This window comes from Paenibacillus sp. sgz302191, from assembly GCF_057749925.1.
In genome coordinates, this window is the sequence record NZ_JBYLHY010000001.1 from 248,733 (window position 1) to 270,755 (window position 22,023).

General features: G+C 54.0%; 19 protein-coding genes. 18 read left to right on the forward strand and 1 reads right to left on the reverse strand.

Annotation, left to right across the window (positions count from 1 at the left end; all coding sequences use genetic code 11):
* Positions 1 to 109 precede the first annotated feature (109 nt).
* The 18 genes from AC3G2T_RS01005 to AC3G2T_RS01090 all read left to right on the forward strand — a co-directional run bounded on the left by AC3G2T_RS01005 (position 110) and on the right by AC3G2T_RS01090 (position 20,616).
* On the forward strand, positions 110 to 886 hold the full coding sequence (locus tag AC3G2T_RS01005; RefSeq protein WP_488434216.1) for an ABC transporter permease: 777 nt from the start codon (positions 110 to 112) through the stop codon (positions 884 to 886).
* Positions 883 to 1,674, forward strand: coding sequence for an ABC transporter permease (locus tag AC3G2T_RS01010; RefSeq protein WP_488434217.1), 792 nt, complete (start codon positions 883 to 885; stop codon positions 1,672 to 1,674). The genes AC3G2T_RS01005 and AC3G2T_RS01010 overlap by 4 nt, the downstream gene beginning before the upstream one ends.
* A gap of 68 nt (positions 1,675 to 1,742) precedes the next feature.
* A complete protein-coding gene (locus AC3G2T_RS01015) occupies positions 1,743 to 2,714 on the forward strand; it encodes an ABC transporter ATP-binding protein (protein WP_488434218.1) in 972 nt (323 codons plus the stop codon).
* A gap of 53 nt (positions 2,715 to 2,767) precedes the next feature.
* The gene (helD, locus tag AC3G2T_RS01020; RefSeq protein WP_488434219.1) at positions 2,768 to 5,041 is read left to right on the forward strand and encodes an RNA polymerase recycling motor HelD; all 2,274 of its coding nucleotides are present in this window, start codon (positions 2,768 to 2,770) and stop codon (positions 5,039 to 5,041) included.
* 90 nt (positions 5,042 to 5,131) lie between these two features.
* Positions 5,132 to 5,215 carry a YjcZ family sporulation protein gene (locus AC3G2T_RS01025; RefSeq protein WP_474682276.1) on the forward strand — a complete coding sequence of 28 codons (84 nt, stop codon included), beginning with the start codon at positions 5,132 to 5,134 and terminating at the stop codon, positions 5,213 to 5,215.
* Between the two features lie 1,182 nt (positions 5,216 to 6,397).
* Positions 6,398 to 7,363, forward strand: a complete 966-nt coding sequence (locus tag AC3G2T_RS01030; protein WP_474682182.1) for an aldo/keto reductase — start codon at positions 6,398 to 6,400, stop codon at positions 7,361 to 7,363.
* A 37-nt stretch (positions 7,364 to 7,400) separates the two neighbouring features.
* Positions 7,401 to 8,330 (forward strand): decaprenyl-phosphate phosphoribosyltransferase, encoded by a 930-nt coding sequence (locus AC3G2T_RS01035; protein ID WP_488434220.1) that lies wholly within the window; start codon positions 7,401 to 7,403, stop codon positions 8,328 to 8,330.
* A 45-nt stretch (positions 8,331 to 8,375) separates the two neighbouring features.
* Positions 8,376 to 9,719: an oligosaccharide flippase family protein gene (locus AC3G2T_RS01040; protein WP_488434221.1), complete on the forward strand. Its 1,344-nt coding sequence runs from the start codon at positions 8,376 to 8,378 to the stop codon at positions 9,717 to 9,719.
* Positions 9,720 to 9,752: 33 nt separating this feature from the next.
* Positions 9,753 to 10,613, forward strand: coding sequence for a glycosyltransferase family 2 protein (locus AC3G2T_RS01045; RefSeq protein ID WP_474682185.1), 861 nt, complete (start codon positions 9,753 to 9,755; stop codon positions 10,611 to 10,613).
* A 5-nt stretch (positions 10,614 to 10,618) separates the two neighbouring features.
* Complete coding sequence (locus AC3G2T_RS01050; RefSeq protein WP_488434222.1) at positions 10,619 to 11,629, forward strand: glycosyltransferase family 2 protein; 1,011 nt, start codon at positions 10,619 to 10,621, stop codon at positions 11,627 to 11,629.
* A 6-nt stretch (positions 11,630 to 11,635) separates the two neighbouring features.
* Positions 11,636 to 12,688, forward strand: a complete 1,053-nt coding sequence (locus AC3G2T_RS01055) for an NAD-dependent epimerase/dehydratase family protein (protein WP_488434223.1) — start codon at positions 11,636 to 11,638, stop codon at positions 12,686 to 12,688.
* Entirely contained in the window at positions 12,669 to 13,682 is a 1,014-nt protein-coding gene (locus AC3G2T_RS01060) for an endonuclease/exonuclease/phosphatase family protein (RefSeq protein ID WP_488434224.1), read from the forward strand. Before AC3G2T_RS01055 ends, AC3G2T_RS01060 begins: the two co-directional genes overlap by 20 nt.
* 1,069 nt (positions 13,683 to 14,751) lie before the next feature.
* Positions 14,752 to 15,672, forward strand: coding sequence for a hypothetical protein (locus tag AC3G2T_RS01065; protein ID WP_474682189.1), 921 nt, complete (start codon positions 14,752 to 14,754; stop codon positions 15,670 to 15,672).
* A gap of 74 nt (positions 15,673 to 15,746) precedes the next feature.
* A complete protein-coding gene (locus AC3G2T_RS01070) occupies positions 15,747 to 16,484 on the forward strand; it encodes an ABC transporter ATP-binding protein (RefSeq protein WP_488434225.1) in 738 nt (245 codons plus the stop codon).
* Entirely contained in the window at positions 16,477 to 17,226 is a 750-nt protein-coding gene (locus AC3G2T_RS01075) for a DUF2705 family protein (RefSeq protein ID WP_488434226.1), read from the forward strand. Before AC3G2T_RS01070 ends, AC3G2T_RS01075 begins: the two co-directional genes overlap by 8 nt.
* A 5-nt stretch (positions 17,227 to 17,231) precedes the next feature.
* The gene (locus AC3G2T_RS01080; RefSeq protein WP_488434227.1) at positions 17,232 to 18,710 is read left to right on the forward strand and encodes a sensor histidine kinase; all 1,479 of its coding nucleotides are present in this window, start codon (positions 17,232 to 17,234) and stop codon (positions 18,708 to 18,710) included.
* Positions 18,701 to 19,396, forward strand: coding sequence for a response regulator transcription factor (locus tag AC3G2T_RS01085; protein WP_474682277.1), 696 nt, complete (start codon positions 18,701 to 18,703; stop codon positions 19,394 to 19,396). The genes AC3G2T_RS01080 and AC3G2T_RS01085 overlap by 10 nt, the downstream gene beginning before the upstream one ends.
* Positions 19,397 to 19,929: 533 nt before the next feature.
* Positions 19,930 to 20,616: an MgtC/SapB family protein gene (locus tag AC3G2T_RS01090; RefSeq protein ID WP_488434228.1), complete on the forward strand. Its 687-nt coding sequence runs from the start codon at positions 19,930 to 19,932 to the stop codon at positions 20,614 to 20,616.
* On the opposite strand, the gene AC3G2T_RS01095 is transcribed toward AC3G2T_RS01090, so the two are convergent.
* Positions 20,613 to 21,827: a cytochrome P450 gene (locus tag AC3G2T_RS01095; protein WP_488434229.1), complete on the reverse strand. Its 1,215-nt coding sequence runs from the start codon at positions 21,825 to 21,827 to the stop codon at positions 20,613 to 20,615. The genes AC3G2T_RS01090 and AC3G2T_RS01095 overlap by 4 nt on opposite strands.
* Positions 21,828 to 22,023 lie beyond the last annotated feature (196 nt).

The window sequence follows — 22,023 nt, forward strand, 5'->3', positions numbered from 1 at the left end:
GAGGGGATGTTTTTTTGCTTGCCATTTCCAGGGTAATTTTGATAATATAGAAAACGCTCTCTCTACGCGGCGGCTGCAATGAATACCAATTGTTACCAGGAGGTGTTACATGCTCTTCACGGTGCTGGCACGCAAGGCGTACGCGAGAAATTTGCAGTATCGCGGCTCGCACTTGCTGCACAATTTGGTCAGCATGGCTTTCGGCTTCATTTACGTGAGCATCTGGACCGGACTGGGCCAAGATGCATCGCTCGGCGCTTACGGCCGGCAAGGAATGGTCGGTTACATCGCTTTTAACCAGTCCATACTATGGCTCACCCTGTTTCTTACCAATGGGCTCGGCCTCGAACAATCGGTGCGAACCGGTCAAATTGCGCTCGATCTCATGCGCCCCGTTCATTTGTTTTATCAGGCAATGAGCCGGGAATGGGGACAGATAGTCTACCAGTTTTTGTACAAATTTTTACCGATCTACATCCTCTACTTCTTCATCTTCTCCCTGAAGCTTCCGGATCGCGGCTCCGTCTATGTTTGGACCGCGGCAGCACTCGTTTTTGCAGCTTACATCTCCATTTGCATCAATTACTTGATCGGCGTCGCCGCTCTCTGGACAACCGAATCCCGCTGGCTGTACTGGGTCAATTATGCGCTGAGCATGTTGTTATCCGGTTTTTTTATCCCTTTGGAGTGGCTTCCGGCATGGCTGCGCACGGTCAGCTCGCTGTCGCCCTATCCCTATTTGATCTACGTTCCGACCCGAATCTATATGCAGCTTGAGCAAGGAACTGACGCACTCGGCGCCCTCTTATGGTGCATCGGGTTTACTTGTGCCTGTCTGGCGCTTACCCGCTGGGCCCGCAAAAAGCTGGAGGTGCAGGGAGGATGAACGCTTTGAAGCTATATTTGCTGCTCGTCCGCTCCAGCTTTCGAGGGCAGATGCAGTACAAATTCAACTTTATTTTTTCAATGCTCATGGCTTCCATGGTACATATTTCCGAATTTTTGATGGTCGCGCTGGTCATGATGCGGTTCGGCAATGTCAAAGGCTGGAGCCTCTATGAAGTGTGCTACTTGTACGGCGTAATGATGATGTCCAAAGCGATTTACCGCTCTTTTGCCTCGGACGTGCACCATCTGGAAAAATATCTCGTCAGCGGAGATCTTGACGCGCTTTTGACCCGGCCCGTTCCGGTGCTGCTTGCGCTCATGACGCAGAACGTAAAGCTTTTGCTTGCCGAAACGGGGCAAGGGCTGCTGCTGCTCGCGATATCCATGCGGGCGCTGATGGCCTCCGGGCAGATCGGCTGGGCCTCCGTTCCGCTCACTGCGCTGATCATTCTGACCGGCGCGGTTCTATTATTCGCCATCGGGCTTGCCACGGCGGCGGCCGGTTTTTGGCTGACGCGCATCGAAGCGCTGCAAAACATGACGGAGGACGCGGCCCAGACCGCCTCGCGCTATCCGCTCGCTTTATATCCGAAATGGCTGCAAGGCATGCTGCTCGTACTCATTCCGGTCGGTTTTGTCAACTACATCCCTTCACTGTATATTTTGCGGCAGCAGGGCGGGATGTGGCTTATCGCCGTCACGGCGGCCGCAGCATGCGCTGCGCTGCTGATAGCGCTACGAGTGTGGAAAATAGGCATGTCCCGCTACCAAAGCACCGGAAGCTGACGCAGCGGACCGGAAGCCGTTCGCGGGTAACGCTGTGCGGTGAGGAAACGATAAAAGGAGCGATCTCTTTGATTACCGTAACGAATCTGCGCAAAACATTCAAAACCCCGCTCGTCCAAGAAGGAAAATTTGCCGGGCTGCGGAGCTTGTTCTCTAGAAAGTACCGGGAAAAAGAAGCGGTGCGCGACGTGAGCTTTACCGTGGAATCCGGGGAATTCGTCGGGTACATCGGCCCGAACGGAGCGGGCAAATCGACGACGATCAAAATGCTCTCCGGCATCCTTCACCCGACATCGGGGGAGGTGCTGATTCACGGGCTGAGCCCGCAAAAGCACCGAAGGCGCGTCGTCCGCCGCCTGGGCGTCGTTTTCGGGCAGCGCAGCCAGCTGTGGTGGGATTTGCCTGTCAAAGATTCCTACGAAATATTGACGGCGATGTACCGGGTCGAGGAAGCGGACGCCCGCCGCAGGCTCGGAGAGCTGGAGGAACTGCTCGGGCTTGGCGAGTTCCTGCACACGCCCGTGCGCAAGCTCTCGCTCGGTCAGCGGATGCGGGCCGATTTGGCCGCGGCGATGCTGCACGATCCGGATATTTTGTTTCTGGATGAGCCTACTATCGGCCTTGATGTCGTGGCCAAGCGCAGCATACGCGGCTTTTTGGAGGCGCTGAACCGTGATTTCGGCAAAACGATCCTGCTCACGACGCACGATATGGACGATATCGAGCAGCTTTGTAAGCGGGTTATCGTCATCAACCACGGCCAGATCGGCTACGACGGCTCGATCGGCGAGCTGCGGGAGAGGATCGGCCTGCCGACGATGATAAAGATTACGTTTCGCGGCGGCTATAGGGTTCCGGCCGGCCGCGAGCTTCCGTTCCGCATCGAGGTGCAGGGAGACCGCACGCTTACGCTGGCCTGCAACCGCCGGGAGCTGAAAGCGATGGAGGTGCTGAACACGGTCAGCGAGTGGGGCGAGATCGACGACGTGCATATGGAAGAGCCCGAATTTGAAGAATTGATCCATGGGGTGTATAAGTAAAGTAAGCATATCTTCATAAAACGATCAAGCTTTGAGGAAAGGAACATTATCGCATGGCTATAGACAAACAGGAGCGGCAGCAGGAAGCAAGCCGGCTGGCCGGAGTCCGGGAACGGATGGTAACGCGCATCGCAGAGCTTGCCCAAACCGTGGATACCCGCCAGTCGGACGTATCGGCGATCCGCCGCAACTTCTGGGACGATATTTCGGTGAACGCCGATAACGACGACGATGTTATTGAAACGGCGGCCAGCATTACGCAGCAAAGCATTGCGCTATCTCGCCAGGAGCGCAGCTACAGGCTGGCGGCAGACGCACTCCGCAAGCTGACGCGCGTAGTGGACGCGCCTTATTTTTGCCGCATCGACTTTGCAGAGGAAGGGGGGAGCCGCCCGGAACGAATTTATATCGGGCTAGCCTCCTTCGTCGATCCGCAAACCGATGAGATTTTGATTTATGACTGGCGCGCCCCGATATCCGGTCTGTTTTACGATTTTCCGCCGGGGCCGGCCGGTTATCGGACGCCGGAGATGGACGTAAGCGGCGAACTGCTGCTGAAGCGGCAGTACATCATCAAAGGCGGCGAACTGCAGGATCTGTTCGACACCGGGATCAGCATCGGCGACGACATGCTGAAGCAGATGCTCAGCCGCAGCGCCGACGAGAAGATGCACAGCATCGTCACGACGATCCAGCGCGAGCAGAACCGGATCATCCGCGACGACCGGCACAAAGTGCTCGTCGTGCAGGGCGCCGCGGGCAGCGGCAAGACGTCCGTCGCGCTGCAGCGCATCGCGTACTTGCTGTACAAATACCGGACGACGCTCAGCGCCGATAATATGATTTTGTTTTCTCCGAACTCGCTGTTCAGCGATTACGTGTCCAACGTCCTGCCGGAGCTCGGCGAAACGAACATGCAGCAGACGACTTTTCAGGACTATTTGACGCACAAGCTTGAAGGGATAGGCCTGTCGGCTGAAGACCCGTACGACCAGCTTGAATATTTGCTGACCGGGAGCGAGCGGGACCCGGACTATGCGGCCCGGCTGGAAAGCATTCGCTACAAAACGTCGGCGGCTTTTCTCGGAGTTATCGAAGCGTACGGCGAAAAGTTGAAAACCGCCGGCATCCGCTTCCGCGACTTCGCGGTCGGCCGCAAAGTTTTGCTCTCCGCAGAGGAGCTTGGCAGCCGCTTTTACGGCAAAGCTTCGAATCAGTCGCTCGGCGACCGGATGGAGCACCTCACGGAGTGGATTGTGGAGAGACTGAACGGCATTCAGGCCGACGCGGAAAAGCGGTTTTACCGCAAAATGACCAAAGAGCCGACTTACCTGGGCACCGAGCAGGAAATGAAGCGAATGAGCCGCGCCAAGGCGCACCGGGCGATCGAGCCGCTCAAGGAGCGGGCCCGCAGTCTGGCGTACATCGATGTGCTCGGCATGTACCGCGAGTTGTACGAAAATGCTGCGCTCCACGCGCAGTTGACTGGGGCCGCCGGGCAAGCGGTCCCTGCGGCCTGGGAGACGATTCGCGCATTCGCCGCCGCCCGGCTCGGGCAGGAGCGGATTTTGTACGAAGACGCCACGCCGCTCGTGTACCTGAAAGGCTTGATCGAAGGCCAGCAGACGGTCAACACGATCCGCTACGTCGTTGTTGACGAGGCGCAGGATTACTCGCCTTTTCATTACGCGTATTTGAAAAAACTGTTCCCCCGCGCGCGCTTTACCCTGCTGGGGGACTGGAACCAGGGCATCTTTACGCACGCGGATCAGGGCGGGGAGTTCGCCTCCATCAGCGAGCTGATGAAAGAGCAGGAGACGGAAACCGTCCGGCTGGTCAAAAGCTATCGCTCAACCCGCGAAATCACCGATTTCGCCAGCCGGATTTTGCCGCACGGCGAGCCCGTCGAGCCGTTCAGCCGGAGCGGCGAGCCGCCGCGGGTCGAACGCGCGGCGGACGAAGCCGACCTCAGCCGCAAGGTGGCGGCGGCTGTCCGCAAGCGCTTGGGCGGCGGAGCCGGGTCCGTCGCGGTCATTTGCAAGACCGAGAGCGAGGCCGTCCGCGCTCACGGGCTATTGCTCCCGCTGCTGCCGGAGCTGCAGCGGATCAGCAAGCAGACGCAGCACTACGAGGCTGGCGTCATGGTCGTGCCCGCGTACCTCGCCAAAGGGCTCGAGTTCGACGCGGTGATCCTCTACGACGCCGGGGCCGATGTCTACGCGGAGCCGAAGGAGCGCAAGCTGTTCTACACGGCTTGCACCCGGGCGCAGCATCATCTGGATCTGTTTTACAGAGGGGCGCTTACCCCTTTTCTTTCGGAAATATAGACGGCAGTCCATACCCATCCGCCCTGTGCCTCATACGATATGTATCAAGCGGGAACGGTAAAGTTCCATGCGCGGAAGGGAGGAATAACCATGTCACATTTCGGATTCCACACGAACACGGCTGTTATTCTCGTGCTTTTCATCCTGTTGGTTATCATCCTGCGCACGTTCTAATTCCGGGCGGGATCATGACGGGGGAGCGACAACGGTTTCGGTTTGGTTTGGTCTGCCGGTCCAAGCCGGGCAGGGCCTGATGAGATTGCTCATCGGGCCTTTTTTTGATAAAAATTACACTGCGCAGAGTATCCCACCGCTGAAAAGGGACGCTTCCGCCCACAGCTTGTTCGCTGTGCCGTTTTTGCGAAGCTGCGTGGTGGGAGCGGCCCTCGTCTGCAAAACCTGCGAAAGTGCAGGCTTTCTCCGCGAAAGCGGCTCGTTTTGGCGAAAAGCCTGCGAAAGTGCAGGAATTCTCGGTAAAAGCGGCCCCGAGCCCGCATGTTCGATGAAAAGCCTGCACATTTGCAGGAATTCCTCGCAGCAAGCGTACTAAGGCGCAAAAAGATGCACTTTTGCAGGTTTTCCGGAGCGTTGACAGGTATGCCGCTAGAAGTCTGTCCGGTGAACCTAAGTAGAAGGTATGTGTATGCGAAATGACGGGTGCTATGCAGCGTTAGCAGCCTATATGCAGTCATGATGCTCAACTCGCAGCAGAAAAGCCAAGGCTCCGGCGGCGCGATTTGTTGAAAAGCGGCCCGCAATGCGGATCGGAGATGAAGAGCATGTAAACGCTGTCGCTCATCTTCGAAAGACCTTGATAGAGTAGAGGTTTTTCTAACAACGTTTTTTTTCGACAAATAGCTACAAACAGAGATGCGTGTCCCAAGACTTAGGTCAGTCGTTTCGCCCGGGAGCGCAGCCGTAATTGCTTCCTTGGACACAAGCGGAAGCATTCAATCTGTGTTATCCTACATGAAAAATACAATTATTTCCATTGTATGCTCGATAGTATCCGTTCGCGGAACATTCCCGTTTATTACTTGGTCATGTGCCCAGGGCATCAGATCAATGAAATCCGCCAAAAGTGTTGAAAAATGGAACATCCTAGCGTCACACTACAAGTGAGAATCGTTTGCAACTTAAATGTTGACAAAATTTCATACAGTACTGCAACGGCAATGCAAACGATTCTATTGCAAATGCATCTCTATTTTTTATTTTATGAGGGAGGTGAGTACCGGTACCGGTAACGGCCTCGAATGAGGTTATACTCACAGATGCGGGCCAGACAGGAACTGCAAGGAAAGAAGGCGAGAGAGCAAGGACAACTGCTCTGCGCCAATAAAGGGAGGGTTATTGATGAGAAAGGTACAACTGGGCAAAAGCGGCTCCAATGTAAGCCAAATCTGTTTGGGCTGCTTGAATTTCGGCACACGCAACAACACAGAGGTATCGTACGGATTGCTGGATCGCTATTTGGATGCAGGAGGCAGCTTTCTGGATACGTCCAACAACTACGCATTCTGGAGCGAAGCGGGCGTAGGCGGCCAGAGTGAAACCCTGCTTGGGGAGTGGATGAAGGAGCGCGGCAACCGCGACCGAATCTTCCTCGCGACGAAAGTCGGCGCGAACCCGACCTTCAAGGGAGGCGGCTTCGATGCCAAGGAAGGACTGTCCGCTGCTGCGATTATGAAGGCTGTCGACGAAAGTCTGACCCGTTTGCAAACTGACTACATTGATCTGTATTATGCGCATATCGACGATATGAGCACGCCGCTTGAGGAGACGATTGAAGCGTTCGACCGGCTGGTCAAGGCAGGCAAGGTCCGGACGCTGGGCTGCAGCAACCACTATACCTACCGGCTGGAACGTGCCAAAGCGATTGCGCATGCCAATGGCTGGACACCGTATAGTTGCATCCAGCAGCGGTATACGTACCTGCGTCCGAAGCCGGGAGCGGATTTCGACGTGCAGATCAGTGTATCCGACGAAATGCTGCAGTACTGCTCATCGCATGACGATGTGACGCTGTTGTCGTATTCCCCGCTGCTTAACGGATCATACACCCGTTCGGACCGCGAGCTTCCCCATCAGTACACCGGAGCGGACGCCGAGGCGCGTATTCGGGTATTGAGGGAGATTGCCGAAGAGACGGGGGCTACGAAAAACCAGGTCATTCTGGCATGGATGCTCCAAAGCAAGCCGCCGGTTGTTCCGGTTATTGCAGCGAGCACTGTAGAGCAGCTTCAGGAGAATCTGGATGCGCTTGAGGTTGTTCTCAGCCCTGAGCAGCTCCATCGATTGAATACGGCTGCTGCGATATAACACAATGAAATTTAATAGAAAAGGGGTGTAACCCTATATGGATAGCGATGAAACCATTGCAACGATTCCCAAGATCTGGGTAAACGTTAAGCACCGAATGCCGTTGTTCGGGCACATCATGAAGCTGCTGCGGTACAAGCAGTGGACGAAGAACGGCTTTATTTTCGCCGGCGTTCTGATTTCGTTCCACCAGATGACTATCGGCATGGTCGAGAACACCATACTGGCCTTACTGCTGTTCTGCGGCATCTCAAGCTGCGTCTATATCATCAACGATATTGTCGATATTGAGGCTGACCGGCTTCATCCCGTCAAGAAGATGAGGCCGCTGCCGGCAGGACATATCAAGATTCATCAAGCGCTTGTGATCCTGTTTATTCTGGGGCCATGCACGCTGCTGCTGTCCTTTCTGTTGAACATCTATTTCGGGGCAGTCATTCTCAGTTATTTTATCCTCAACCTATTCTACTCCTTCAAGCTCAAGCGGTATGTACTGATCGACGTCATCATTATCTCAATCGGTTTCGTCCTGCGGGCATTGGCCGGATGTCTCGTTACGAGCGGCAAAGTATCCATCTGGTTCCTGCTCAGCATCGCCTTCCTCACCTTGTTCCTCGGCTTCAATAAACGGCGCAAAGAAATTTTGACGCTGGCAGACCACTCCACGCACACACGCAAAAGCTTAAGCGAATACTCGATCGGCTTGCTCAATGAAATTATCCCGATGCTTACCGCTTGCTCCATTCTCACCTACTCCTACTTCATCATCAACGAGACACAATCCAAGTATTTGATTGTCACCATCCCCCTTGTTCTGTACGGCATTCTAAGATATCAGTACCTGACTAATAAAACCGAATACGGGGAAAGTCCGGAGCTTGTGCTGCTCAGGGACAAGCCGATGCGCTTGATCCTGCTGCTGTGGCTTGTCGTATACGTATCTCTGCAGAGCAATGTGATCGTGTAGCCGCAAGCGGCGGCAGTACAACCAATCCAAGTGGAAATAGGGTAGATGAATATGAGTATGAAGGCATTGTCCCGGGAACGCGCAGGCAGGCTCGCCTCCGGATTGTTGAGCAATCGGGCGATCGCAAGCTTTTTCAGCAATTTGGGCACCGTGTTTATTTTCCGCATGGTAGCGGCTGTTCTGAATATTGCCGGCCTCATTTTGGCTGCCCGGCATCTGGGTGTCGTTGCCCTCGGGGATATCACTCTGGTGCAAAATATCGCGTATTTCCTCATCATTCCAATGGTATTCGGCATTCATCTTTCGACCATCAAGTACTACCCGGCCCATTCCGACCAGCCCTCCGAGCAGGACAAGCTGCAGGAGCAGCAGATCATAGGGACGATTGTGGTCTGCAATACGATACTGGTCATTCTATGGACGGCGTTGTATCTCAGTGTGACCCAGGCGATGAATGTGTTCGGGCATATATCGGCGACGGAGTGGACGCTCAGCATTGTGTTCGCAGTGGCGCTTAATTTCTCGATGGTGTCCGAATCGGTGCTGAGGGCGAAGCAGAAGTTCTTCCTGCTCAGTGTGGCCAAATTAATCGGCACATGCGTGTTCTTCATCATCGTGCTGGCCTGCTATACCCGGCTGGATACGTACCCGTATTTCATTATCGCTTTGATCGTCAGCTTCGTGCTGTTCACACTCATCGCATTGATTGGGCTGCGGGGCAGCAAATTCACCTTCTCCAAGGAGATGGCGGGGAAGCTGTACCGGTATGGCGGCGTGACCATGATCAGTCTGCTGTTCTCGAACATTCTGTTTGCCAGCGACTTGTTCATTGTCAATTATTTTTGCTCCAGCTATGACGTGGGCATGTATTCGGTCTATCAGGTCAATGTGAAGAACTTCTTCAATCTTCTGTTCCATGAGGTGTTCGCGGTCGTCTTTCTGCCGACGGTAGCTCAGTTGGACAAGGGCAGGGTGTACAGCCTGATCGTCAGGTTCATCCCACTGCTGCTTCCGGTTGCGATCATCGGCAACATGCTGCTGTGTGTCGTGCTGCTGTTCTTTTACGGCAAAGGGTATCCGCTGAACTGGACGTATGTCGGATTGGTATCCGTGAGTACAGGGTTTCATTTCATCTACTGGATTTTCCATTCGGTATTCTCCATGGAGGGGAAGAAGGGGGCCATGATGTGTCTGACGGCACTTGGCATTCCGCTGCCCTTATTGATTGCGGTGTATTTGGTATTGACGAAATATAACGGGATTTGGGGAACGATGGTCGCGAACCTTATCACCCAATGCGTACTGCTCGGAACGTTCGTCCTGCTGATTCGGTTCAAGTATCTCAAGCAGGCGAGACAGACGGCTTCCATACAGCAGATGCAGGCCTAAAAGGCACTCCCGGATGATGGAGGATGAGGGCGTATGAAGATCAGTATTGTCATACCGACCAAGGACAAGCTGTCCCGGCTCCGGTTAACGCTGCAGGGGCTGGAGGGTCAGATTGACCGGGATGCGGAAGTGATTGTTGTGTTCGACGGCTGCGACCCGGCGATGGTGGCGGCGTTCAGGGAGCTGAAATTCGCCTATAAGCCGGTCATGGTCGTCTGCGGGAAAAATGTCGGCCGGTCGGCTGCCCGCAATCTGGGGATCGAGAAGGCAAAAGGCGAGATCGTTGTGTTCCTCGACGACGACCGGGTACCGGGGGCGGACTTCGTGAAGAAGCATATCGAAGGGCAGCGGAAGCCGTGCATTCTGCTTGGCGAGCGACAGGATGTGCTGTTTACGGAAAAGGAAATCGAGGAACTGTTCCAGTATGGCAATCAGGAGGAGCGGCTGGCGATTTTGCAGGCGAAACTGGTCGATCAGGAGCTTCATAAGCCGCTGCCGATCAAGCCGACCAGCAGGCTCAACTGGCTGTCGTTCTATACCGGCAATGTATCGGTCCGCAGGGAGCATCTGATTAAGGTAGGTATGTTCGATGACAACTTCAAGGGCTGGGGGCATGAGGATCTGGATCTGGGCATCCGTCTCTCCAGGCTCCGGCTGGCGTTCAACAAGGACAGCAGCATCAGAAGCTATCATCTGCTCCATGACAGCAGCTTCAACGTGGCGGAGCGGACGATGCAGTCGATGAAAAATCTCAAGTACATGATGAACAAATATAAATTCAGCCTGACGTACTGGGTACTGTCGGTCTTCTACATTAAGCACAAGCTGTTCGGCCTCAGTATAAACCGGCAGATTATGCAGGAGAAGCCGGCTGCAGAACAATGGAAGGGGTGAATGGTATGAGCCATGGCATGAACCGCGATCTTTTGGTTTCTATCATTATTCCGAACTATAACTACTCGAAAACGTTGCCCAAATGTCTGGATTCGCTGATGCATCAAACCTACGAGCCGATCGAGGTTATCCTGGTCGACGACGGCAGTACGGACAATTCCGTTGAGATCGCGCGGCAGTATCCGTGCACCATCATTCAAACGAAGAACAACGGCGTCTCCGCAGCCCGCAATACCGGCGTTGCCCACGCGAAGGGCGAGATTGTGTTCTTCCTCGACAGCGACGTGGCCCTGTTCCCCGATGCGATCGAGCATACGGTCCGCGCCTTCGAACTTGACCCTTCGCTTGGCTCGGTTTGCGGCATCTATGCGAAGGAAGCTCTGTTCAACGACAGCTTGTTCGAGGAATACCGGACACTTCAGAACTATTATTGGCGGATCAGCTCGGAAGGGTATGTGACGGCCGGCTTCTTCTCTCTCGGCGCGGTCAAGAAATCGGTATTTATCGAGCTCGGCGGCTTCGACGAAAAGCTGAACAATTCCGAGGATATCGAATTTGGCCATCGGATCAATGAGAAATACAAGCTTCTCCTGACCAGCGCGGTCATGGGCTATCACGATGAAGAGCACCGGTTCAAACGGCTGGCGAGAAAAATGCATGAGCGTGCCCGGCAGCGGATTCCTTTTTACTTCCACCGCAAGAAATTTACCAAAGGATTCGAAACCCCGCTTCGCGGGCTCGGTATGTTGTTCGTCGGACTCAGCACGCTGCTGCTGCCCTTATCCGTCGTCCATCCTTATTTCTTCTACATGCTGATCGCAAGTCTTGCGATCTTCATTTTGACGGATTTCGGACAGTATGTGTTTGTGCTCAAGGAGAAGGGGCTGCTGTTCACGCTCTATTTTATCGGTGTGCATTGGGGAATTACGGCCGTCTGCTTCTGGGGCTTCGTACGCGGTTTTTTTGAATATTTCGGCAGCAAAGAGTTTCGTCTTAAATATAAATACGGGGAGTGACCATCGATGAAGAAAAATGTGCTGATTACCGGCAATAACGGCGTGCTCGGCAAAAACATGGTCGAGTACCTGCAGACTTATGCCAAGGATGATTATGAGCTGGTTCTGATGGATCTGGTCCATCCGCCCGAGCATGTCATGAAGTTCAAGACCGTCCGCTGCGACATCCGGGACAGGCAGCAGGTGGAAGAGGTGATGAAGGATATCGACATCGTCCTTCACTGCGCATCGGCTTCACCGACGTTCACGGAGGAGCAGATTCTCGACATTATCGTGAACGGCACGCGCACACTTCTGGATGGGGCGTTCCAAACCGGCAGGGCGCAGCGCTTCGTCTACATTTCGTCGACCTCGGTCTATGGCGTTCCGGAGAAGGCGCCGACGACCGAGAATGATGAGGTGCGGCCGTACGACCCGTATAATAAGGGGAAAATCATTGCCGAAGGGCTATGCGAGAAATGGCGTGAGCAGGGCAAATGCGTCACGATTCTGCGACCTCGCTCGTTCCTTGGCCTGCATCGGCTGGGCACCTTCGCCATTCTGTACGAGTGGGCGAGCGAAGGCCGGCATTTCCCGATGTTGGGCAAAGGGACGAACCGCTATCAGCTGCTCGATGTTGAGGATCTGTGCCAGGCGATCTACATGGCGATGATCAATGACGTGGACAAGGTCAACGATCTGTTCAATATCGGGGCCAAAGAGTTCGCTTCGATCCGCGAGGATTATCAGGCGGTTATGGATGAAGCTGGTTTCGGCAAGCGGATCATCTGCTTTCCTGCTCTGCCGATGACCGCGGCGCTGTATGTGCTGGAGAAGCTGAAGCTGTCGCCGTTCTACAAGCGTCTATATATGAAGCTGAACCGCAATCATTATGTCTCGCTCGATAAGGCGATCAATCAGCTTGGCTACCGTCCGAAATATTCGAATCAGGACTCCCTCGTCCGCAATTACCGCTGGTATCTGGAGCATCAGCGCAAGACGACGGATCGTTCGACGGGGCTTGGGAATAATTCGCTTTGGAACCAAGGAGCGATCAAATATGCGAAATATTTTTTCTAAGCGCAATTGGAGAGAGGTCGCTGCAGTTGTACTTGTTTTGGTCGTATTCATCTGTATGCAATTCATTGCCGGACGTGCGGCTTGGTGGAATGTCGTCAGCAGCGTCCCGCCTTTTTTCGTCCTGTTCCTGCCGATGCTGAGCGCCCTGCTGCTCATTCGGGCGAGACGCAAGGCATTCCTGCTGATCTGCTCGCTGCTGCTGCTTATTGTGGTCATTCCGCGGGCGGACATCAACTTCGATGCGCTTCACTTCTCCAGGGCTTCGGCAAGCGGCGATGGGGACAGTGTGAAGGTGATGGACTGGAATACGGAGTTCTGGAATCAGGGCGAGGAGCCCTCCCAAATGTACACCTTCCTGAAGGAGAGCAGGCGGGATCTGTATATTTTGGAGGAATATCTGTACAATACGCCGGATTGGAAGCCGTATTTGATCGACAAGCGGGCCGAGATTGAGGCCGCCTTCCCGGGTTATGAGGTAGTGACGGAGGATCAGTTCGCCGTCATCAGCAAGTACCACGTGAAGCGGCATACGCTCTCTGCCACCAAGCAGGCGCTGCTGCTGACGCTGGATGTCGGCGGCAAGGAGCTGAATGTCGTTGGCATGCATCTGGAGCCGCACGTCGATCTGGGCAACCCCATAATGACCAAGGCGTTCTGGGACTATGCCGAGCGACGCCATCAGAGCCGAACCATTGGACTCGAAGAAGCGCAAGCCTTCATCGATGAAGTAGGAGACAAGCCGCTGTTCGTCACGGGCGACTTCAATACGACGCTGCTCATGGGCAGCCTAGATGCGCTCCGCAGCGAGCTGAACGATGCCGCAAAATATTCGGGAAGCCTGTTCCCGACCACATGGGAAGTTGGCGGCCATTACCTGTGGCGGATCGACCATTTCCTGTACAATCCGAACGTGAAGATCCTCTCTTATACCACGTCTCCGCAGCCCGAACTATCGGACCACAAAGCGCTGCTGGTCAATTTGCAGATCAAATAGCGGCTGTGCCCGCGCAGTGGATGATTGCAGTGCCGGCAGGCTAAAGGGCCGGCATGGCGCAAACGTAGGCCCCCTCGTTGTGAAGGGGGCCTATTAGGCTGTGGTCGACCGACTGCCAGCATGCAGCGCAATACCGCGCGATGGGAGCTGCGCGCAGTGCGATTGAAAAAAACGCACGCCATGGCCGACAGCCAGAATCCGCCTTGCGGTGCGAAGAAAACCTGCAAAAATACATGAATTTGCGCCCGGTATGCGCTGATCACGAGAATTCCTGCAAAAGTGCAGGCTTTTCGCCGCGCAAAGGAGCTCGGGTTCATTTTCATCGAAAAAGCCTGCACTTTCGCAGGCTTTTCGCTAAAATGAACCATTTCCGCGGGAAAAAACTGCACTTTTGCAGGTTTTCTTCGGTTCTGGCTCGCAAGCTGGCTCATGACCGCCCGTCATGCAGCTACGAACCGCGCCCCGCGGTTGCGCCCCGCATCCGCGCCCCGCACCCCGCCATCGCGCCCCGCGCCCCGCCGTCGCGCCCCGCATCCGCGCCCCGCGCCCTGCAGTTGCGCCTCGCGCCCCGCGCCCCGCATCCGCGCCCCGCGCCCTGCAGTTGCGCCTCGCGCCCCGCGCCCCGCATCCGCGCCCCGCGCCCTGCGGACGGCCGTGGCGAAACCCGAGGCCCCCTCGTTGTGAAGGGGGCCTATTTTGGGTTTCCGGCCGATGGAACGCACGAAGTTATGCTTGTCGTGGCGACTCTGCTCTTTTAGTCGTTCGCCGGCTGCTGCTGCCCAAGCGGGAACTGGGGCTTGGCGCTCCAGCCCAAACACCTATAAGAATTGCCCGCCTTTTTTCGGCACTTTAGAAAAAATTAAGAATTGTTTTAGGGCAGCTTTAGAACTGTTTTATCGGCAGTTAAGTCTTGGGAGATATGATGGATATATAGAAGCGAAGGCGCTTCGAACTAGGAGTCTGTTCGATGAACCACGTAGAAGGTGTATATGCAAAAGTAATTCCGTCGGGCAGACTCCCAGCGGGCCGGCCGAAGCCGGCAGCATATAGGAGGAGGAAACAGGTAGATATGAAAAAGTTGGCGATGATCGGTTTAGGCGTGGCGGTAGGGAGTATGATGCTGGTCACTTCGGTATATGCAGGGGTGGGGGACGCGCCCGGCTACGAGACTTTCAAATCGGCCGTGAAAAGTACGGCGGCTGTAACGAATGTGACCAGACAGGTTCAAGTCACGCTGCAGGATAACGGCGAATCTTTGTTAAATGTCAGCTCCACGATCAAGCAGGACCGGGCCGGACAGGCCGGAAGCGCCCAAATCACGGTGAAAGGCGGTGCGGACGAGCAGACGATTCAGGTATACAACCAGGACGGCAAGCAAATTGTAAAAACCGGAGAATCCGATGTGTATAAAGTGCTGGACCATTCGAACTTCGCCGGCAAACACGGCAAATTCGCGGATTCGAAGCACGAAGCCAATCCGGAAATGATCCAAGAGGCGGAGAACGTGGTGGATGCGCTCGTCGGAAATCTCAAAAACTACGTAACGATGAACGACGCAGCCGGTAACGCCAAAGATATTCACTTCAAGCTGTCCGGCAGTCAAATTCCTCCGGTTGTCAACACGGTAGGCTCGCTGCTGATCAAGCACAGCACCGCGGACAACGCCAACAAGCCTATGCCTAAAGCGGCGGAAACGCTGGGCATCGATGTGGCCAGTCTGAAAAACAGCTTGCCGCAGCTGACGCAGGATATCAAGATGGATGAAGTGGAAGTCAACGCGACGGTAGATGCGGACAATCACATCACGAACCAGACGGCGCAGATCCGCATTTCCGGCAAAGACGGCAAGGGAGCGAGTCACGATGTTGTGCTGAACGTGGGTATGAGCCTGTCCAACCTGAACGCCACGACTCCGGACAAAGTGGATCTCACAGGCAAGCAAGTGGAAACCGTGAAACTCGGCGAAGGGCATTTTGATCAAGAACAGTAATGATGAAGCGGGAGCGGGGAGAGCGTCCATTCGGGGCTTTTCCCGCCGCTCGGACGGAAAGGCAGGCAGATGACATGAAACCGATAGTCGAGATCGATAGTCTCACAAAAACATACAGCAATTCGCGCGGCATCCACGAGGTGACGATGACGGTCCGCCAAGGCGACATTTACGGCTTTTTCGGGCCCAACGGGGCCGGCAAAACGACCGTGATGAAAATCATGGCAGGACTGTGCAGGGCGGACCGGGGCAAGGTCAAGCTGTTCGGTTACGATGTCTCCACTCAATATGAGCAGGCGATGGAGAAGGTGGGGGTGCTCATCGAAACCGCTGAGGCTTACTCGTATATGAGCGGCAGAAAAAATTTGGAGCTCGCGGCTCGCTTCTATCCGCAGACCGGCAAAAACCGGGTCGACGAAGTGCTGGAGATCGTCGGTTTGACGCCTTTTCAGCATGAAAAGGTCGGCGGGTATTCGCTCGGCATGAAACAGCGCCTTGGCCTGGCGGCTGCAATGCTGTCCGGCCCGGAGCTGATGATTCTGGATGAGCCGACGAACGGGCTGGATATCGAAGGCATGGTGGAGATCCGGGAAACCATTATGCGGCTGGCGCGCGAGGAGCGCATTACGTTCCTCATCTCCAGCCATCTCATTCATGAAATGGAGCTGATGTGCAGCCGCATCGGGATTATTCACCAGGGCAGGCTGATCCGGGAGGCTCTTGTCGAGGAGCTGCTTGAAGAGCACGAATCGCTGGAAGCGTCGTATTTGCACGAAATCAAAGAAGTCAGGAAGGTGGCCCTTCATGCATAGTTTAACGGCGGGCATCTACAACGAGACGATCAAAATAGCCTCGAAAAAGAAGACGCTCTTTTTCCTGGCCGTCATTTTGCTTCTGCCGGTAACGGCGGGCTTGCTTCTATCCCGTTTTCAGAACGGGATCGGCATCGGCGCAATCGCATCGCAGGATTTTCCGATCCTTATGCTCGGTTTGTTCACCGGGATTTTCCTCCCGCTCTTCGTATTCATGGGTGCGGCCGATTCGTTTTCCGGCGAGATGGGGGACCGGACGATGAAAATCACGCTGACCCGGCCGATTTCGAGGCTCAAGGTGTTTGCCTCCAAGCAGATCGCCTTGGGCATTTACATCGCTTTGTATTTGGCCGCGGCGCTGCTGGCGTCGATCGGCGCATCGTTGTTTTTTCAACATTTTGGCGGCCCGGCTGCGCTGCTTGATTGGTTTATCGCCTATACGGTCGCATTCGCGCCCTTGTTCGCGCTCAGTCTGGCGGCGGTATTCCTGGCGCAGTTCTTCACCAGCAGCAGCGGCGTATTGACGGTCAGCATCCTGGTGTATCTCGCCTTCAAGGTGGCGGCGTTTTTCCTCCCGCAAATCGCTGCATACTCGCCGACAGCTTACACGGATTGGCATATGCTGTGGATCGGGGCATCGCTCGCCGGAGGGAAAATATGGAGCGTGTTTATGTTTTTGGCTGCATGTAGTATATTGTTTTTTACAGCAGGGTATTATTTTTTTGATAAAAAGGAGCTCTGATTCGCATGTCCATCCGCTTACGGCTGGTGCTTTCCTATATAGCCATGCTTCTTGTGCCGCTTGTACTCTCCGGGCTAGCCGTAATTTTGATCGGCATTGCGACATTGGGCAATATAAAGTCGTTATTTGATGTAGATTACAGCCAGGGCAATCCGATCAAGCGCGTCATCGATCAGGAGGCCGAAATATTCGCCGACATTAAAACAAAATCGGCAGGCCAGCCGGATCTGTTTCTGAACCCGCAGTTTGTCAAAGAACTGGAAGACCGGCTGCACAAAATCAACATGGGCCTGATCGTCCGCAAAAATAACGAAATTGCGTACGCTTCTCCTTATTTGAAACAGGCGGATGCCTTAGACCCGGCGATGCTTCCCGATTATGGCGATACTTCCACCGGCAAATTTCATCGAAGTCAAGGCTCGCTGTGGATAACTCGGCAGCAGGACTTTACCTTTTCCGACCGGAGCAAAGGGTCTGTTTTCGTTTTTCTGGACGGCAGCAATTTTCAAAAATATTTGCACCAGTTTTCCAACTCGTTCATTTTCGCCTTTATTGGCATATTGGTTCTCACGAACGGCGTATTGACCTATTTGGTCTCGCGGAGCATCATTCGTCCTTTGCGGTCGCTGAAGCAGGCTGCCGTGCAAATTAAAGAAGGCAACCTCGATTTCGAGGTCGTCCCTCATTCCGACGATGAGATCGGCCAGCTCAGCATCGCTTTTGAAGAAATGCGGCGCAGGCTGAAGCACTCCGTCGATTTGCAGCTGCAATACGAAGAAAACCGCAAAGAGCTGATTTCGAATATTTCGCACGATTTGAAAACGCCGGTCACCGCGATCAAAGGTTACGTCGAGGGCATTATGGACGGCGTCACCAATTCGCCGGATAAGCTGGACCGGTATGTCAGAACGATCTATAACAAGGCGACGGATATGGACCGGCTCATCGACGAATTGTTTTTGTTTTCCAAACTCGATTTGGGTAAAGTGCCGTTTCAGTTCGAACGCGTCGATCTGGGCCAATATGTGCTGGACTGCGCGCAGGAGCTGCAAATGGATATGGAGAAGAAGGGCATCCGTTTTGAACTGATGGAGCTTCCCGACAGGCCGTGCCATGTGACGGCGGACCGCGAGAAACTCAAGCGCGTGCTTTTGAACATTATCGAAAATGCGGTCAAGTACAGTGCAGAAGCGGATAGCAGAATTTGGATCGGCGTGAAAGAAATTGACGGTCAAGCCGTCATTCATATAGAAGACAACGGTCAAGGCATTCCGGAGGAAGCGCTGCCGCATATTTTTGACCGGTTTTACCGGGCTGACCCGTCGCGCAATTCGTCTACCGGAGGCAGCGGACTGGGGCTCGCCATCGCCAAGCAAATTATGGAAGAGCACGGCGGGCTGATATGGGCATCCAGCGCAGTCGGCCGGGGAACGACGGTATATATCGCTTTGCCGTTAAGCAAGCCTGAGGGGGAATTGAAGTGAGCCGCATCTTGATTATTGAAGACGAGCAAAGCATTGCCGAATTGGAGCGGGATTATCTGGAGATCAACGGCTACGAAGCCGATATTGAGAACAGCGGCGACAAGGGGCTCCAGCGCGCGATGAGCACGGACTACGACCTGATCATTCTCGACTTGATGCTGCCGAAAGTGGACGGCTTCGAAATTTGCCGCAAAATCCGCTCCGAAAAAGACATTCCGATCCTTATGGTATCCGCGAAAAAAGAAGACATCGATAAAATTCGCGGTCTCGGCATCGGCGCCGACGATTATATTATCAAGCCCTTCAGCCCGGGGGAACTCGTAGCGCGGGTCAAAGCCCATTTGGCCCGGTACGAACGCCTGATGGGCCGCCGCGAGTCCCGGAACGACGAAATCCGCATCCGCGGGCTGATGATCGATAAAACCGCGCGCCGCGTTTTCGTCAATGAGAAAGAAGTCATTTTTACGACGAAAGAATTCGACTTGCTGGCCTATTTGGCGATGAATCCGAACCGCGTGTTCAGCAAAGATCAGCTTTTCGATCACATATGGGGGATGGATTCCATGGGGGATATCGCGACGGTCACCGTCCACATCCGCAAGCTGAGAGAGAAGATGGAGCAGGACCCGTCGAACCCGCAGTATATTGAAACGATCTGGGGAGCGGGATACCGGTTTCGGATATAGAGTGTCTGAGATGAGCGCCGGCCGCCGTCTTGGACGCTCTTTTTTTATGTGAAAAAACCCGCCCGCCGGGGCGGTTGCGTAAGCTGTATGGCTTTGCTCGAAGAAAGCCTGCAAAAGTGCAGGTTTTTGCCCCTTAACGCGCCTGCTTCGCGCAATTCCTGCAATTGTGCAGGCTTTTCACCGACAGATGGGCCTAACACTCGTTTTTGACAAAAATTCCTGCACAATTGCAGGCTTTTCGCCAAAATGAACCATTTTCAAAGAAAATTCCTGCACTTTCGCAGGTTTTCCCATCGGCCCGGTCAGTCGTCAAGCTGCCTCAAGCCATACTCCTAGATGCAGCCGTTCTTGCCCGACATACGCCTTGCCCTCTTCGGCACATTGCAACGCCATGTTCGCAGTGGTTGTTTTTTTGCCTGCCTATCATTTTCGTCGAGGAGACCCGGGCGATTTTAGTGGTTTACAAAAATCAATTGTTAAGATATTGTAAATATATTTATAGCTTCAAGGTCGGCGCATAAGGGGGAACGTATATGTTGGTGAACGTGGATTATCATATTGTATTAAAATTGGTCATTTCAGCCGTATTCGGCTTGATTATAGGCTTGGAGCGGGAAGTGCGCAATAAACCTCTCGGTCTGAAAACGACGTTGGTCATCTGCATGAGCAGCTGTTTGCTGACGATCGTCTCGATCGAATCCGCCAACAAATTCGCGGTCGCAGGGCTGCATGTGATGGATCCGATGCGGCTCGCGGCCCAAGTGGTGAGCGGAATCGGCTTCCTCGGAGCGGGCGCGATTCTCCGCAAGCATAACGACGTAATCGTCGGGCTTACGACAGCCGCAATGATATGGGGAACGAGCGGACTCGGCATCGCCGTAGGGGCCGGATTTATCGGGGAAGCTTTTGCCGGGCTGCTGCTCATCATGATCAGCGTCGTCGCGCTTCCTTTTTTCATCAAGAGAGTCGGCCCGAAGCCGCTGCTTTTGAAAGATTTGCGTGTCAGACTCGTTGTCTCCAGCAAAGGAAATTTGACGCACATCATTAAATCGATCATTGCCAGCGGCTACAAAATGAAAAGCGTGCACATCAAAGAGCTGAGCTGCGAGCAGCAGGAGCTGAACTTCATCGTATATATCGATAGAAAATACGCCACCGAAGTCTACGAGGAACTGAAAAGCATGGAATTCATCGAGATCGTGGAAGTGGAAACGCTCTAGCTTTTCACCGGTTGGAATGTAATGGGAAATTGCTTCACCCCGTAGACAAACGGGCTTTGAACGGTTGCAAGCTGCGAACCCGGCACGAAGCGGATATCTTTCATTCGTTCCAGCATGGTTCGTAAAGCGATGTGGCCCTCCAACCTGGCCAGAGGCGCACCCAGGCAAAAATGAATGCCGAAACCGAAGGAGAGATGGGCGTTCGGCTTCCTGTCTATAATCAACTTGTCGGGATCGTTGAACGTGCTCTCGTCACGGTTAGCCGAAGCAACCCAGGAGACTACCTGATCGCCTGCTTTGATTTGTTTGCCGCCAATCTCGGTGTCGGAAACGGCAATCCTCCCGATAGCCTGAATAGGCGGATAATAACGAAGCACTTCCTCAATAAAACCGGGAATGAGATCGGGATTCTCTCTCAACTGCTGCTGTACGGTCTGCTCTTCCGTTAGACAGCGGACCGCATTGGCAATGAGATTTGTAGTCGTTTCGTTGCCGGCCGCCAAAAGGAGAATAGAAAATCCGAGTATTTCTTTATCATTCAGCTTGCGTCCTTCGATCTCGGCCGAAAGAAGCAGCGAAATCAGGTCTTCCTTGGGCGCGGTTCTCCGCTTCTCGACAATTTGGCTAAAGTAAGCTTGCAGCTCGTCAAGGGCTCGTTTTTTTGTCGCCATTACCCGATTGAGGGCCTCTTCCGTATTTGTATCGGCTCCCATCACGAGAATATCGGACCATTCTTTAAACAAATCGCGATCCTGCGGCTGAACGCCCAAAAGCTCGGCAATCACGATAACAGGAAGAGGAACTGCAAGATCGTGTACCGTATCCATGCTGCCTTTGTCCAAGACGACGTTCAACAATTCATTCGTAATGGACGCAATGTGCGGTTCCAGCTCGGAAATCACCTTCGGAGTAAAAGCTTTATTGACCAGCGCTCTCATCTGCGTATGTTTCGGAGGATCAAGGGTCAAGATGGATTCGTTATCTGCTCCGGTAAGCGAGCGGCGGGAGGAAAAGCCGGCAGGATCTTTTAAAATCCGATGTACGTCCTCATAGCGAAACACATCCCAGCAGTTGCGGCTTTCATCGTAACGCACGGGTGTCGTTTGGCGCAGGCGGTTATAAACAGGGAACGGGTGAAGCCGTTTCTCTGCGGTATCCAGCTCGGCCATCGGGATGATGTTGGCGTATAAGACCGATTTTTTTGTTTCCATAGATGTGGATGTACTCCTCTCGCGAATTCATTTCAATTACAGTTAATATGCCCTGCAAATTAACAATATAATCCTGTTTCCGCATCGGAGCTCGATCCTACGGGGAGCATAGGGGTAAATCGGAGGCTGCTGGATGTTTATTTAGGCGGTCGGACGAAAAAAATACCTTTGCTGTCGCCGTTGCTAAGCGATTCTA